We start from the raw sequence: 15534 nt of genomic DNA, 5'->3' as shown, positions 1-15534 counted from the left end.
TTAATCTCGACACAAGAATCAGGACGCAAGTCCCAGTGCGCGTTTGACAGGCCCAAAGCTGCGACGATGATGTTCAGTCGCGCCATATTCAGCCAGTTTTTCCAGATGAAAAGCGGTTGGATACCCTTTGTGCTGGGCAAAACCATATTGCGGGAAAACAATATCCAGCGCCGCCATTTCAGCGTCGCGCGTCACTTTCGCCAGGATAGACGCAGCACTGATTTCCGGTACGCGGCTATCGCCTTTCACCACTGCCATCGAAGGCATCGGTAATTTTGGGCAGCGGTTACCATCAATCAACACATATTCCGGCGCAATATGCAGCCCCGCGACGGCGCGCTGCATCGCCAGCATGGTCGCGTGTAAAATATTCAGTTCGTCGATTTCGTGGGGTTCCGCGCGGCCCAGACTCCAGCTTAACGCTTTCTCTTTGATCTCTTCACAGAGCGCCAGACGGCGTTTTTCGCTCAGCTTTTTGGAATCATTCAGCCCGGCAATCGGGCGCGTCGGGTCAAGGATTACAGCAGCGGTAACCACCGCGCCAACCAACGGCCCGCGTCCAACTTCATCCACACCCGCAACCAGCTGCGTGTGTGGATAAACAAATTCGATCATTGTGCTAACTCCAGAACGGCTTGTGCCGCCTGCTCATCGGCATTGCAGCGGATCTGCTGATGCAGCTCGCGGAAGGTGTCGTGCATCGCGTGGCTGGTTTTCCCGTTCGCCAACAGCGGTAACAGCGCCGCAGCCAGTTTTTGCGGCTCACACTCTTCCTGCAATAACTCTTTGACTAACTCTCTGCCCGCCAGCAAATTTGGCAGCGAGACATACTCGGTTTTCACCAGCCTCTTCGCCAGCCAGAAGGTAAAAGGCTTCATGCGATATCCCACCACCATCGGGCATTTCGCCAGCATGCACTCCAGGGCTGCCGTACCCGACGCCAGTAGCGCCGCATCACTGGCGACCATCGCCTCACGGCCCATTCCATCCAGCAGATGAACCGACAGGTCTGGCGCAACTTCAGCTTTGATACGCTCAAACTGCTCGCGGCGTTTGGCATTCACCAGCGGCACCACGATCTCGAGATCGGGATACGTCTGACGCAAAAGCTGGGCCGTTTTCAGGAAATCGGCACTCAGCATCTCCACTTCCGCACCACGACTTCCCGGCAGCAACGCAAGACAGTGAGCATCGTGAGGGATCCCCAGCACATCACGGGCGGCATTTTTATCTGGATCTAACGGCATGGCATCAGCCATGGTGTGACCGATAAAACGGCACGGCACGTTGTATTTGTCATAAAACGCTTTTTCGAAAGGCAGAAATGCGAGCACCAGATCGGTGGCTCTGCCTATTTTGAAAACGCGTTTCTGTCGCCACGCCCAGACGGACGGACTGACGTAATGAATGGTTTTGATACCCTGCTTTTTAAGATTACCTTCGAGGGTAATATTGAAGTCAGGTGCATCAATGCCGACAAAAACATCTGGCTTCAGTTCGCCAAAACGCTTTGTCAGATCGGCACGAATATGCAGTAAGCGACGCAGACGACCGAGCACTTCAACAATGCCCATCACCGCCAACTCTTCCATTTCGTACCAGGCTTCGCAGCCTTCGGCCTGCATTCGTGGCCCGGCAACGCCAACAAAGCGGGCGTTGGGCACTCGTTCTTTCAGAGCACGGATTAAACCGGCCCCCAGGATATCGCCGGAGGTTTCTCCGGCGACCAGGGCAATCGTTAATGGACGCTGTTCAGTCATTAACGAATCAGACCGCGCGTTGAGCGTGCAAAGAAATCGGTAAAGGCTTTTACTTCCGGATATGTTTCCGCCAGTTCGGCAATTTCCGGTTTCACTTCATCGAGCGTTTTACCGCTGCGATAAATCAGCTTATACGCATTGCGGATAGCGGTAATCGCCTCACGGCTGAATCCGCGGCGCTTCAGCCCTTCGATGTTGACACCGAACGGCGTTGCGTGGTTACCCTGCGCAATGACATAAGGAGGGACGTCCTGCGCCACACCGGAACAGCCGCCAACCATCACGTGCGCACCAATGATGCAGAACTGATGGACTGCGGTCATGCCGCCGATGATCGCGAAGTCGTCTACCGATACATGACCCGCCAGCGTTGCGTTGTTGGCGAGGATGCAGCGGTTACCTACCGTACAATCGTGCGCAATGTGCGCGTTGATCATCAGTAAGTTGTCGCTGCCCACCTTCGTCAATCCACCGCCCTGGACTGTGCCACGATGAATGGTGACGCTTTCGCGAATGCGGTTACGATCGCCGATTTCCACACGGGTCGGTTCGCCAGCATATTTAAGATCCTGGTTGACTTCGCCGATGGAGGCGAACTGATAAATCTCATTGTCGCGGCCAATTTTAGTATGACCATTCACAACAACGTGAGATTTCAGTACGGTACCCTCACCAATTTCGACATGGGGTCCAACGATACAAAAAGGACCAATGTGAGCGTTGGCGGCAATCGATGCGCCCTCTTCCACAATGGCGGTTGGATGCACAAAGGCGGATTTATCAATCACGTATCAGGCCTCCCGGCTACGAGCACACATCATCGTTGCTTCGCAAACTACTTTACCGTCGACCAGAGCAACCCCTTTAAAACGGGTCAGGCCGCGGCGCGTTTTTTCGAAAGTGACTTCCATGATCATTTGATCGCCAGGCACGACCGGGCGCTTGAAGCGCGCTTCGTCAATACCAGCGAAATAGTACAGCTCACCCGGTTCCAGTTTTCCTACGCTTTTAAACGCCAGAATACCTGTTGCCTGTGCCATTGCTTCCAGAATAAGCACACCCGGGAAAATCGGTTTTCCAGGGAAATGGCCCTGGAAGAATGGCTCATTGACAGAGACATTTTTTACTGCGCGCAGAAAACGACCTTCTTCAAAATCCAGCACGCGATCCACCAGTAAGAACGGGAAACGGTGCGGCAGAAGTTCTAAAATCTCTTCAATCTGCAGAGTATGAGTGTTAGTAGTCAAGATACTCTTCCTGTCAAAATATAAGAAACGACAATAATAACACGGCCTGCCGCAATCGTAAGAATGAGACAGGCCGTAAAGTTTGGCGAACAAAAGATGGAACGTTAGTCTTGTTGATTAACCTTGCGCTCAAGCGATTTCAAACGCTTGCTCATGTCATCAATGTTCATCACCAGTGCAGCGGTTTTGCGCCAGACTTTGTTGGGTTGCAGCGGAATGCCTGAGGAATAGACGCCTGGTTCAGTGATGGGACGCATCACCATACCCATGCCCGTAACCGTCACTTTGTCGCATATTTCCATATGCCCGTTGATTACGCTGGCTCCGCCGATCATGCAGTAACGACCAATTTTCAGGCTTCCCGCCATAATGACGCCACCGGCAACCGCCGTATTGTCACCAATCACGACGTTATGTGCAATCTGGCACTGGTTATCAATGATCACACCATTGCCAATAACAGTGTCATCCAGCGCGCCGCGATCGATGGTAGTACATGCGCCGATCTCCACGCGATCGCCAATAATTACGCGACCAATCTGCGGGATCTTCACCCAGTTACCCCGATCGTTGGCATAACCAAAGCCGTCTGCGCCTACCACTGTTCCAGACTGGATCAGGCAATTCTGACCGATCTGGATCTCATGGTAAATGGTTACGTTCGCCCAGAGACGCGAACCTGCACCTATTTTGCTGTTTTTACCTACGAAGCAACCGGCACCGATAATCACGTTATCGCCCAGTTCAACGCCGGACTCAATCACCGCGTTAGCGCCAATCGATACGTTGTTACCCAGCTTCGCCGTCGCGTCAATCACTGCACTGGGTGCAATGTTCTGCGCAGGCTGCGGCGTGGTATCTAAAATTTGCGCCATGCGCGCGTAAGTCAGGTAGGGGTTCTTCACTACCAGCGCGGCACTTTTCGCGAAAGGAAGATCGTCCTGGGTCATGACAACCGCGGACGCCTGGCACAAGCCTAAATGCTCACGGTATTTTGGGTTAACCATGAACGTGATGTGACCTGTTTGTGCAGATTGCATGGACGCAACGCCGGTGATGACGATATCGCCATCACCGTGTAGTTCTGCATCCAACTGCTGCGCTAAATCAGCCAGTCGAATTGAAGGCATTACTTATTTAACCTGTTTCAGTACGTCAGCAGTGATGTCTTTTACATCGCTGCTGTTGTAAGCAACGGCGTTTGCATCAACAACCAGATCGATATCCTGGCTGTTGGCAACGGATTTCACAGCAGTCTGGATACGAGTAACCAGTTTGCCGCGTTCTTCGTTGGAACGACGAGCGCGATCCTGCTCAAAAGCCTGCGCTTTCTGAGCAAAAGTCTGGCGCTGAGCCATCACGTCTTTTTCCAGTTTGGTACGATCGCTGCCCGCTTTCATGGACTGCAGCTTTTTCATTTTAGCCTGCAGATCGGTTTCCATACGCTGCAGTTCGCTGGCACGGCCTTTGAACTCATTTTCCAGCGTGTTAGAAACACCGGTTTTCTGCGCTACCTGCTGGAACAGGCTGCCCATATTGACGATTGCAATTTTGTCAGCCGCCTGAGCAGAAGTTGCCAGTGCTAAACCGAGACCTGCAGCTAATAACCACTTTTTCACAATAAACTCCTTACCATCCCATTTGCACCGGAGGGTGCAGTTCTTTGCGTGGCCCGGCGATCTTATATTGATCGCCTAAAGTCATCGCTACACTACCACTACATTCCTTTGTGGAGAACACTTACCAGGTTTTACCGATGTTAAACTGGAACTGTTCTGCCTTGTCTCCATCGTACTTTTTGAACGGCTGGGCGTAGGAGAACACCAACGGCCCCAATGGGGACATCCATTGTAATGCGATACCCGCAGACATACGGATATTGCTTGGATCACTATAGTCCGGATATCCAGAATATTGGCTGGAATCCCAGTTTGTATCCCAAACGGTACCCATATCCCAGAAGAAGGAAGTACGAACCGAGTTAGCATACTTGTCGCTAATGAACGGCGTCGGGGTGATGAACTCGAGGCTGGCAACCGCCATAGCGTTACCGCCTACAGCATCATCCGATTTACACAGGTCTTTCGCGCCGTCCTGAGTCGCACATTCGTAATCATAGTCCGGATCATAATTACTAGCCTGATGCGGGAAGTAAACTGCTTTCGGACCAATGGTATTGGACTGGAAGCCACGCACGGTGCTGGAACCACCGGCATAGAAGTTCTCGTAGAACGGCATCTCTTTGCCGCCTAAACCATCACCATAACCCCAGCGGGTACGACCCAGAACAACCCATTTGTGATCGTCATCGATCGGCACATAAGTCGCCGTGTCTAACGTCACTTTGTAGTATTCGTTATCCGATCCCGGAATGGTCACTTTACCGGTCAGGTTGACACGTGAACCATCTGTCGGGAAGTAACCACGGTCAAGCTTGTTATAGGTCCAACCATAGTTGAACGTGAAGTCGTCCGTTTTGAAGCTGTTATCCTGATCAGAGGTACTCGGATGTTCACCCATAGAGTACAGATAACGCCACATCGCAACCTGAGGCTGCATGTTGGACAGGGAGTTATGTACATAACCCAGACCTGCACGCAGCGAGTTATATTCGTTAATCGGGAAGCCCAACGTCACGTCTGTACCATAACTCTTGTTGGTATAGTCGGACAGGTCGGCGTCATCTGCCTGGAAGTCATTATAGAAGAGACGACCACCGAGGCTTACGCCATCTACGGTGAAGTACGGGTTGGTTACCGACAGTTCAGCATAGGTCTGGTAATCGTTTTTGGTCCCGTTGATACCAACAGCATAACCTGTACCTAACCAGTTATCCTGTTGCACACCAGCCTGGAAGCTCACGCCACTTTCAGTACCGTAACCAATCCCGAAGTTGAAGCTACCGGTATTACGTTCTTTCACCTTGTAGACTACATCAACCTGGTCCGGGCTACCCGGAACACGTTGGGTATCGGTATCGACAGTTTCAAAGAAGCCCAGACGATTCAGACGCTCCTTACCCTGATCGACCAGATCGCTCCCCAGCCATGCACCTTCCATCTGACGCATTTCGCGACGCAGAACGGCATCTTTCGAGGTATCGTTACCTTCAAAACGGATCTTACGCACGTAGAAACGGTTACCCGCATCAACGTTCACGCGTAATTTAACGGTTTTGTCGGCATCGTTAATTTCAGGCATCGACTGTACGCGCGGATAGGCATAACCATAGCGACCAAGAAGCTTTTTAATGTCATCTTCCATTTTGGTCACTTTGGTGCCGTTATACAGCTCGCCCGGCTCGATCTTAGTCAGCTGCTCAATTTCAGCGGAGTGCCCGGCAAGGTTGCCGCTCACTTCAACGCCAGAAAGCTTGTACTGATCGCCTTCGGTGATGTTCACCGTGACGTAAATACCTTTTTTATCTGGCGTCAGACTGACCTGGGTAGAGTCAATGTTGAAACGAGCATAACCGCGATCCAGATAGTAGCTGCGCAGGGTTTCAAGGTCGCCTGCCAGTTTCTGTTTCTGGTATTTACGATCGCCTACCACGTTCCACCACGGCACTTCGTCACGCAGTTGGAAATGAGAGATCAGTTCGTCGGTGGTGAAAGCATGGTTACCAACAATGTTAATTTGCTGGATTTCAGCTGATACACCTTCCTGGAACACTAGTTTGAGGTCAACACGGTTGCGCGGCAGCGGGGTCACGACAGCTTTAACGCTGGCGCTATATTTACCGACGCTGTAGTAGAAGTCTTCCAGACCTTTCTCGATATCGGCAATGGTGGTGCGATCGAGGGATTCGCCCACACGCACGCCAGAAGCCTCGAGGTTTTGCTTCAGCATGTCATCTTTCACCGATTTGTTACCGGAGAAAGTAATGCTGGCAATGGTCGGACGTTCTTTTACCTGAACCAGAAGGGTATCACCATCACGAAGGACGCGAACATCCTCAAAGTTGCCGGTAGCAAACAGAGCGCGAATGGTATTACTGATATCTTCATCATTAACCGTGTCGCCTGTGCGCACCGGCATACTGAGGAGGGCCGCACCAACGGCGACACGCTGAAGGCCTTCGAAATGAATATCTTTCACTACGAATCCTTCAGCACCGTATACGGTGGCGCTGCTAAACAGCAGCGACGCTATGAGCAACTTTTTCATCGCCATCGTTATTATGCGTTCTTCCTAACTAACTCTCATAACCGAGAGAAATCATTGAAAAGTGCAAGCCCCATTAACAGCACCAGCAAAATCGAGCCAATGCGATAACAAAAGTCTTGAACCCGCTCGGATACCGGTCCGCCCTTGATCTTTTCGATCGCAAGGAACAGCAGATGCCCCCCGTCAAGTACGGGCAACGGAAACAGGTTAATTATCCCTAAGTTCACGCTAATGAGCGCAAGAAACGGCAGGTAATAAACAACCCCGAGTTCCGCTGTCATCCCAGCCCCCTTGGCGATAGAGATCGGCCCACTGAGGTTGTTCAGTTTCACATCACCGGTGATCAATTTTCCCAGCATACTGACCGTCAGCTTCATCAGCTGCCACGTTTTGTCCGTGGCTTCGACGATAGCGTTGAACGGCCCATACTGGCGTACAACTTTATACTCATCTGGCAAAGGAATGACTTTCGGCTCAATACCGACAAAACCAATCGCTTTACCATTACCCGGTTTACTCTCCGGGATTAATGTCAAAGACAAGGGACTCCCCTGTCTTTCGATTTCTAACGCTAAGGATTTACCCGGGTTATCCCGGACAAGCATCACAAAGGTCACCCACTGCGTTAAGGGCTGACCATCGACTTTAACGATCCTGTCGCCTGCTTGCAAACCTGCCTTGCTTGCGGCCGAGTTTGGCTGCACATTTTCCAGTACAGGTTCAATTTGCGGGCCACGAGGACGAATCCCCAGCGAAGATACCGGATCTTCTTTATCAGGCTCAAACGCCCAGTGACGTAAATCGAGCTTTACATCCCGTCGTTGGTCGCTGCCAAATGGCGCTACCGTAATGGTGGTGCTTTCATCGCCAATTTTATCGACCAACTGCAAACGCACGGCATCCCAATCAGGCGTTTCGATACCATCTACGGCTTTTAGTTCCGTACCTGGTGCAATTTGTGCTTCCGCAGCTATCGAATTGGCTGCTATTTCGCCAACCACCGGACGTACGCCAGGCACACCAATAATAAAAACCAGCCAGTAGGCAAAGATAGCAAAAATGAAGTTTGCAACCGGACCTGCGGCAATAATCGCCGCACGTTGGCCGACAGATTTATTATTGAAGGCATGGTGGCGGAGTTCCGGAACAACCGGTTCTGCGCGCTCATCCAGCATTTTGACATAACCGCCCAACGGGATCAGGGCGATGACATATTCGGTGCCTAGCTTATCAGTTCGGCGCCAGAGCGCCTTGCCAAAACCTATTGAGAAACGCTCAACGCGAACACCACAACGCCGGGCAACCCAGAAATGACCAAATTCATGCACGGTGATAAGTACACCCAGTGCAACGATGAACGAAGCCAAATCCCAGAGAAAACTCAGCATATTACCTTCCGTTAAAGCGTCCTGAATACCAGTAACAACAAGCAAGCAAAGACCGGTACCGCAGCCGTCAGACTATCAATACGATCTAAAATACCACCGTGTCCTGGAATTAAATGACCGCTGTCCTTAATTCCTGCTTCACGCTTAAACATACTCTCGGTCAGATCGCCGAGCACTGAGGCTAACGCTGCGACAATAGAGCAAATGAGTAAGGTGACGGGAGCGACGTCGAGATTCGCCCACATGCCATAACCCCATGAGATTACCGCTGCAGTCGCGAGTCCACCGATAAAGCCTTGCCAGGTTTTACCCGGAGAAACCTTCGGTGCCAGCTTATGTTTACCAAACAATTTGCCAAACATATATGCGCCAGAGTCAGCGCCCCATACCAGGATCATGACATAGAGCAGCCATATTGCGCCACTGTAATGATTCTCGTCGTAGTGCCAGGCCCGTAACGCCAGCATGCCCCAGAAGAAGGGAACAATGGTTAGCACGCCAAAAATAATGCGCAATGTTTTAGAGTTACGCCAGATTGCTGCGGAACCTGGGTAAAACAGCACCAGCAATAGCGCGACAATCCACCAACCCAGCGAAGCCCAAAGTGAGATTTCAACCAGCGGTTGATGAATATTTCGGTGATATTCCGGCAACAGAAAAAGCATCAGCGCCAACAATAACCCACATAACACCGCCAACCATACTCGCTGCGAGCGAGTGGTAAAACCGCTAAGCTGTCCCCATTCCCACGCTGCCAGCATGCAGACCACCAGCGTTACAATGGCGAACCCCACCGGCGGCAACAGAAACAACGCCGCGATGACGACGGGTATTAACACAAAAGCAGATATCAGGCGATACTTCAGCAAAAGCGACCCCCATCAGGCTGTTTCATCACCGGGCTCGGTGCCGCCGAAACGACGCTCTCGATTAGCAAAGGCATTTAACGCCCCTTCAAAGTCTTGTTCATCGAAATCGGGCCAGAGAACATCTGTAAAGTAAAGTTCGGCATAGGCAATTTGCCAAAGCAAAAAGTTACTAATGCGATGCTCCCCCCCAGTCCTAATTACTAAATCTACAGGGGCCAGTTCATGCATACAGACATGCTGGTTTAGCATCTCTTCATCTATCTGATCTGGTTGCAGGTTTCCTTGCTGCACCTTTTCAGCCAGTTGCCTGACTCCCTGGACTATATCCCAACGTCCACCGTAGTTCGCCGCAATATTCAGCGTTAGACCGGTATTTCCGGCTGTTAGCGCTTCCGATTTACGAATACGTTCTTGCAAACGCGAGTTAAAGCGACTGGTATCGCCAATAATACGCAGACGTACGTTATGTCGGTGCAGGCTTTTTACTTCGCTATCGAGCGCCCAAACAAACAGTTCCATTAACGCACTGACTTCCTGCGCTGGTCGGTTCCAGTTTTCACTACTAAAGGCATACAGCGTTAACGCCTCAATACCGTTGTTGGCCGCAAAAGAGACAGCCCGGCGGACGGATTTTGCCCCGGCTTTATGCCCAAAGGCACGAATCTTCCCTTGCTTTTTTGCCCAGCGACCATTGCCGTCCATAATGATCGCAACATGACGACAGCCATGTACTGGCAATTTTTCGCTAAGTGGTTGAGTAGCAGACAACATCACGCGTTTCTTATTCCCTGACAGGGTTTACGGTACTCAGGAATACTGAAGCCTATACAAAAAAAAGCCGTGTAAAACCACGGCATACCTGACCTTATAAAGCCAACTACTTATGGTCAGATGGCGCAGACTATATCACTGAAGCCCTACGCTAACAAATAGCACGACTCTCTGTAGCCGGATTATCCTCAGCTTGCGAGACGCGTCACCTCTTTTCTGGCGACTTCACGCGCGTTCGTATCAACAGATAACACATCGTCCACGCATTGTGGTTCGCGCATATCCATTTTTTCCAGTACGGATAAATTCAACGCGGCGATATCCGTAAAGCGGATTTGTTGCGCAAGAAAGGCTGCAACGGTGATTTCGTTTGCGGCATTCAATGCAGTCGTCGCAGCCTGGCCTTGTTCGAACGCGTCCATTGCCAGTTTAAGGCATGGATAGCGATCATAATCCGGTGCGGCAAATGTCAACGCACTGAGTTTGCAAAAATCGAGCGGCTTCACACCAGAGTTCACGCGATTCGGCCAGGCCATGGTGTGGGCAATTGGCGTACGCATATCCGGTTCACCCAACTGCGCCAGAACGCTGCCGTCCTGGTAGCGCACCATTGAGTGAATCACTGACTGCGGGTGAATCAGCACTTCCATCTGGCTGGCACTGGCGTTAAACAACCAACGCGCTTCAATGTATTCCAGACCTTTGTTCATCATGGTAGCCGAATCGACAGAAATTTTACGCCCCATCGACCAGTTCGGATGACGGCAGGCTTGATCCGGCGTCATTATTGCCAAATCGCGCAATGGCGTCTCACGGAAAGGGCCACCAGACCCGGTAAGTAAAATGGACACCACGCCATTTTGCTCAAGGTCAGCGTATCCCAGATTATGCTGGATAGGTTGCGGTAAACTCTGAAAAATGGCGTTATGTTCGCTATCGACCGGTAACAATTGCGCTTTGCTCTGCTTTACGGCGTCCATAAACAGACGTCCGCAGGTAACCAGTGATTCTTTATTGGCCAGCAAAATGGTTTTACCCGCGCGGATCGCAGCAAGCGTAGGTAACAGCCCAGCAGCGCCAACAATGGCTGCCATCACCTGATCAACATCCTCAAGCGCTGCCATATCGCAAGCGGCTTGTTGCCCACTTAAGACTTCGGTGCGGCTACCCTGTTGCTGTAGCATCGTTTTAAGAAGTTTCGCACTCGCTTCATCGTCCATTACGGCATAGCGGGGAGAGAATTCCAGGCACTGCTCTACCATGCGAGTGACATTTTTGCCTGCCACCAGCGCAACTACGCGGAAGTGTTCGGGATTATGGCGCACCACGTCCAGCGTGCTGCAACCAATCGAGCCGGTCGAGCCCAGAATGGTGAGTTGCTTCATGAAACATCCAGAGTTGAGACAGAGTAAAAAGCAAAACGCCGCCAGCCGATCCGCAAGGATCTACTGAGCGGCGTTTTTTGTCGTTCAAGAAATCAGAACTGCATCAGTTCTGCTTCTTTGTCTGCCAGCGCCGCTTCAATTTTCTTGATTGCAGCATCAGTCAGTTTCTGTACATCGTCCTGAGAACGGCGATCGTCGTCTTCGCTGATCTCTTTATCTTTCAACAGTGCTTTCACTTTGTCGTTCGCGTCACGACGCACGTTGCGTACTGCAACACGCGCTTGCTCTGCTTCACCACGAACGATTTTGGTCAGATCTTTACGACGTTCTTCCGTCAGCGGCGGCAGCGGAACACGGATGTCGCTACCCGCAGAGTTCGGGTTCAGGCCAAGATCGGACGCCATAATCGCTTTTTCAACGGCCGGAGACATTGAACGATCAAACACGTTGATTTTCAGAGTACGGGAATCTTCTACCGTTACGCTTGCCAGCTGACGCAGCGGCGTCGGCGTGCCGTAATATTCCACGACAATGCCATCCAGCAGGCTGGGAGAAGCACGACCCGTGCGTATTTTGCTGATTTGGGTTTTGAACGCTTCTACGCATTTGTCCATGCGTACTTCAGCATCTTTTCTGATATCGCTAATCACGTTACGAATCCTTGAAAACTTGTCTCAGTCAGACCAGACAGTCACACACAGTGGAAGTGTGCTAAGTATAGCCCTGATTAAACATATTACGGGTAATCGTCTGGATTATTAGGCTATTTTATTTGCCATTTTGGCCCCGGGCAGTGCTCGCCATCCTCACGTACTTGTGTACGCTCCGGTTGCTGCGCGCTGGCCGTGACCAAACTGCCTGCAACAATAACGCCTTATAACCAGACTTACGCCCCCGCGATACTTGTGCGGAATCTTACCCTTATTTATCCATCACGGGAATTATTCCGTGATTAAAGTCCCTTCTTTTTCACCCATTACCACACGGCGCAGCGCACCCGGTTTGTTCATGTTGAAAACACGAATCGGTAATTTATGGTCACGAGCCAGCGTGAAGGCCGCCAGGTCCATGACTTTCAGCTCTTTTTCCAGCACTTCGCTGTAAGTCAGTTGCTCGTACATGGTTGCGGTTGGATCTTTCGCCGGATCAGCGGTAAACACGCCGTCAACTTTGGTTGCTTTCAGCACCACATCAGCTTCAATTTCGATACCACGCAGGCAAGCTGCTGAGTCGGTGGTAAAGAACGGGTTACCTGTACCGGCGGAGAGGATCACCACACGGTTGTTGCGCAACAAGCTGATAGCTTCTGCCCAGCTGTAGCTGTCGCACACGCCATTCAATGGAATAGCGGACATCAGACGAGCGTTCACATAGGCGCGGTGCAGTGCATCACGCATTGCCAGGCCGTTCATTACGGTCGCCAGCATTCCCATGTGGTCGCCCACAACGCGGTTCATACCCGCTTTCGCCAGACCAGCGCCACGGAACAGGTTACCCCCACCAATCACCACACCAACCTGAATACCCAGTTCAACCAGTTCTTTGATTTCCTGAGCCATGCGATCCAGTATGCTTGCATCAATACCGAAGCCTTCCGTGCCCTGCAGAGCTTCGCCACTCAACTTAAGCAGAATGCGTTTATAGACGGGTTTTGCATTGGTAGCCATGTTTCTTTCCTGAGACTGTCAACGATTGAAATGAATTAATACCGGCGACATTGTACGTCGCTTTTCAGCGCAGCCCCATAAGGGTTAGCTGAATTTACAAGATGGGCGCAAAAAGAAGCCGCCCTCAGGCGGCTCCTTTTCGATAATTAAGACTGCTTGGACATCGCAGCAACTTCTGCTGCAAAGTCAGTCTCAACTTTCTCGATGCCTTCACCTACTTCGAAGCGGATGAAGCCAGTCACTTCAGCGTTATGCTCTTTCAGCAGCTGACCAACAGTTTTGCTTGGTTCCATAACGAACGGCTGACCGGTCAGAGAAACTTCGCCGGTGAATTTCTTCATGCGGCCTTCAACCATTTTCTCTGCGATTTCTTTCGGCTTACCAGACTGCATCGCGATATCCAGCTGAACCTGGTATTCTTTCTCTACCACTTCAGCGGAAACATCTTCCGGTTTGATGAATTCTGGTTTGCTTGCAGCAACGTGCATAGCGATGTGTTTAACCAGCTCTTCGTCAGCGCCTTTAGCAGCAACCAGAACGCCGATACGCGCACCGTGCTGATAAGAACCCAGAACGTCGCCTTCCAGCGCAGCAACGCGGCGAATGTTGATGTTTTCACCAATTTTCGCTACCAGCGCAACACGTTCTTCTTCGAACTGTGCTTTCAGAACTTCAACGTCAGTGATTTTGCCAGCAACAGCTGCGTCCAGAACTTTGTCTGCGAACGCCTGGAAACCAGCGTCTTTTGCAACGAAGTCAGTCTGGCAGTTAACTTCCAGAATGATGCCGTAGTTGCCGTCGATTTTGGTTTTGATCACGCCGTCAGCAGCAACGTTGCCTGCTTTTTTCGCTGCTTTGATAGCACCGGACTTACGCATGTTTTCGATTGCCAGCTCGATGTCGCCGTTAGCTTCAGTCAGTGCTTTTTTGCAATCCATCATGCCTGCGCCAGTACGCTCACGCAGCTCTTTTACCAGGGATGCGGTAATTTCAGCCATTCTAAAATCCTCGGAGATGTGATCTGCCCGGCATTAAACCGCACAGATATAAAAGTGAAAAAGGGGGCCATATGCAGGCCCCCTAACCAAACGTGTACTACCTGGTCTATAAGGGCTCTCCCCCTTCATATTTCGCGCCGCAGATGCGTTGTCTTCGCTCGCTCATCCCGGTCACTTACTGATGTAAGCTCCCGGGAATTCTCGAGCTTGCCGCCTTTCTGCAACTCGAACTATTTTGGGGGAGTTATCAAGCCTTATTACTCAGCTTCTACGAAGCTTTCTTCCGCCTGGGAAGCCAGATCCTGAGAACGGCCTTCACGTACGGTTGCAGCAACAGCGCCCAGGTACAGGGTCACAGCACGGATTGCGTCGTCGTTACCCGGGATAACGAAGTCAACACCGTCCGGATCAGAGTTGGTATCAACGATAGCAAATACCGGAATACCCAGGTTGTTTGCTTCTTTGATAGCAATGTGTTCGTGGTCAGCATCGATTACAAACAGAGCGTCCGGCAGACCGCCCATGTCTTTGATACCGCCCAGGCTGTTTTCCAGTTTCTCCAGCTCACGAGTGCGCATCAGCGCTTCTTTCTTGGTCAGCTTGTCGAAAGTACCGTCCTGAGACTGAGTTTCCAGGTCTTTCAGACGTTTGATGGACTGACGAACGGTTTTCCAGTTAGTCAGCATACCGCCCAGCCAACGATGGTTCACGAAGAACTGGTCGCAGCTCAGAGCAGCGTCTTTCACCGCTTCGCTTGCAGCGCGTTTAGTACCAACGAAAAGGATTTTACCTTTGCGAGAAGCAATCTTGTTCAGTTCAGCCAGAGCTTCGTTGAACATCGGTACAGTTTTCTCAAGGTTGATGATGTGAACTTTGTTACGCGCACCGAAGATGAACGGCTTCATTTTCGGGTTCCAGTAACGGGTCTGGTGACCGAAGTGAACACCAGCCTTGAGCATGTCGCGCATGGAAACAGTTGCCATGATTAAAACCTCTATATAAAAGTTGGGGTTATGCCTCCACGTATCCCATATTACCGACCCCAAAGGGCACCCCGGAATATGTGCCGATACGTGTGTGTTGTTACACAAAGTGAGATTGTCGCTTCCGTCCAGTCTGTGTATACGAAATGGATCGGAAGTCCGGCGCGCTTTATACCACAAATACGTCGTGGACACCAATAATTGTTGGCGCTGTGTACAGCATCAGACGATGAATTTTCTATTATAGAAAACGTTCAGTGGCACGTTTGGCGAAATTCAGAATGATTCTCAATTTGCCC

At 51.1% G+C, this 15534-nt stretch carries 15 protein-coding genes; all 15 read right to left on the bottom strand.

The window, feature by feature from the left end:
* Positions 1–18: 18 nt before the first annotated feature.
* The 15 genes from rnhB to rpsB all read right to left on the bottom strand — a co-directional run bounded on the left by rnhB (position 19) and on the right by rpsB (position 15235).
* The gene (gene rnhB, locus QUE74_RS00950) at positions 19–615 is read right to left on the bottom strand and encodes a ribonuclease HII (RefSeq protein ID WP_000569442.1); all 597 of its coding nucleotides are present in this window, start codon (positions 613–615) and stop codon (positions 19–21) included.
* Positions 612–1760: a lipid-A-disaccharide synthase gene (gene lpxB / locus QUE74_RS00945; protein ID WP_000139668.1), complete on the bottom strand. Its 1149-nt coding sequence runs from the start codon at positions 1758–1760 to the stop codon at positions 612–614. The genes rnhB and lpxB overlap by 4 nt, the downstream gene beginning before the upstream one ends.
* Positions 1760–2548, bottom strand: a complete 789-nt coding sequence (lpxA, locus tag QUE74_RS00940) for an acyl-ACP--UDP-N-acetylglucosamine O-acyltransferase (RefSeq protein ID WP_000565958.1) — start codon at positions 2546–2548, stop codon at positions 1760–1762. The genes lpxB and lpxA overlap by 1 nt, the downstream gene beginning before the upstream one ends.
* Before the next feature lie 3 nt (positions 2549–2551).
* The gene (fabZ, locus tag QUE74_RS00935; protein WP_000210739.1) at positions 2552–3007 is read right to left on the bottom strand and encodes a 3-hydroxyacyl-ACP dehydratase FabZ; all 456 of its coding nucleotides are present in this window, start codon (positions 3005–3007) and stop codon (positions 2552–2554) included.
* 104 nt (positions 3008–3111) lie between these two features.
* On the bottom strand, positions 3112–4137 hold the full coding sequence (lpxD, locus tag QUE74_RS00930) for a UDP-3-O-(3-hydroxymyristoyl)glucosamine N-acyltransferase (RefSeq protein WP_001139282.1): 1026 nt from the start codon (positions 4135–4137) through the stop codon (positions 3112–3114).
* Between the two features lie 3 nt (positions 4138–4140).
* The gene (gene skp / locus QUE74_RS00925; RefSeq protein WP_000758956.1) at positions 4141–4626 is read right to left on the bottom strand and encodes a molecular chaperone Skp; all 486 of its coding nucleotides are present in this window, start codon (positions 4624–4626) and stop codon (positions 4141–4143) included.
* A gap of 121 nt (positions 4627–4747) precedes the next feature.
* A complete protein-coding gene (bamA, locus tag QUE74_RS00920) occupies positions 4748–7180 on the bottom strand; it encodes an outer membrane protein assembly factor BamA (protein ID WP_001240896.1) in 2433 nt (810 codons plus the stop codon).
* A 29-nt stretch (positions 7181–7209) separates the two neighbouring features.
* Positions 7210–8562 (bottom strand): sigma E protease regulator RseP, encoded by a 1353-nt coding sequence (rseP, locus tag QUE74_RS00915; RefSeq protein ID WP_001295561.1) that lies wholly within the window; start codon positions 8560–8562, stop codon positions 7210–7212.
* A gap of 11 nt (positions 8563–8573) precedes the next feature.
* Positions 8574–9431 (bottom strand): phosphatidate cytidylyltransferase, encoded by an 858-nt coding sequence (gene cdsA, locus QUE74_RS00910; RefSeq protein WP_000922437.1) that lies wholly within the window; start codon positions 9429–9431, stop codon positions 8574–8576.
* A gap of 12 nt (positions 9432–9443) precedes the next feature.
* Positions 9444–10202: a (2E,6E)-farnesyl-diphosphate-specific ditrans,polycis-undecaprenyl-diphosphate synthase gene (gene ispU / locus QUE74_RS00905; RefSeq protein WP_001517776.1), complete on the bottom strand. Its 759-nt coding sequence runs from the start codon at positions 10200–10202 to the stop codon at positions 9444–9446.
* A 188-nt stretch (positions 10203–10390) separates the two neighbouring features.
* Positions 10391–11587, bottom strand: coding sequence for a 1-deoxy-D-xylulose-5-phosphate reductoisomerase (gene ispC, locus QUE74_RS00900; protein ID WP_000811919.1), 1197 nt, complete (start codon positions 11585–11587; stop codon positions 10391–10393).
* Between the two features lie 92 nt (positions 11588–11679).
* The gene (gene frr, locus QUE74_RS00895; protein WP_000622418.1) at positions 11680–12237 is read right to left on the bottom strand and encodes a ribosome recycling factor; all 558 of its coding nucleotides are present in this window, start codon (positions 12235–12237) and stop codon (positions 11680–11682) included.
* Between the two features lie 291 nt (positions 12238–12528).
* On the bottom strand, positions 12529–13254 hold the full coding sequence (gene pyrH / locus QUE74_RS00890) for a UMP kinase (protein ID WP_000224573.1): 726 nt from the start codon (positions 13252–13254) through the stop codon (positions 12529–12531).
* Between the two features lie 146 nt (positions 13255–13400).
* On the bottom strand, positions 13401–14252 hold the full coding sequence (tsf, locus tag QUE74_RS00885) for a translation elongation factor Ts (protein WP_000818114.1): 852 nt from the start codon (positions 14250–14252) through the stop codon (positions 13401–13403).
* Between the two features lie 257 nt (positions 14253–14509).
* Complete coding sequence (gene rpsB, locus QUE74_RS00880) at positions 14510–15235, bottom strand: 30S ribosomal protein S2 (RefSeq protein WP_000246882.1); 726 nt, start codon at positions 15233–15235, stop codon at positions 14510–14512.
* Between the last annotated feature and the right edge of the window lie 299 nt (positions 15236–15534).

It is taken from the genome of Escherichia sp. 10290 (assembly GCF_030295155.1).
In the GTDB taxonomy this organism is placed as follows: Bacteria; Pseudomonadota; Gammaproteobacteria; order Enterobacterales; family Enterobacteriaceae; genus Escherichia; species Escherichia coli_F.
Note: the sequence above shows the minus strand (reverse complement) of the source record. Positions and strands in the feature narration are given on the sequence as shown.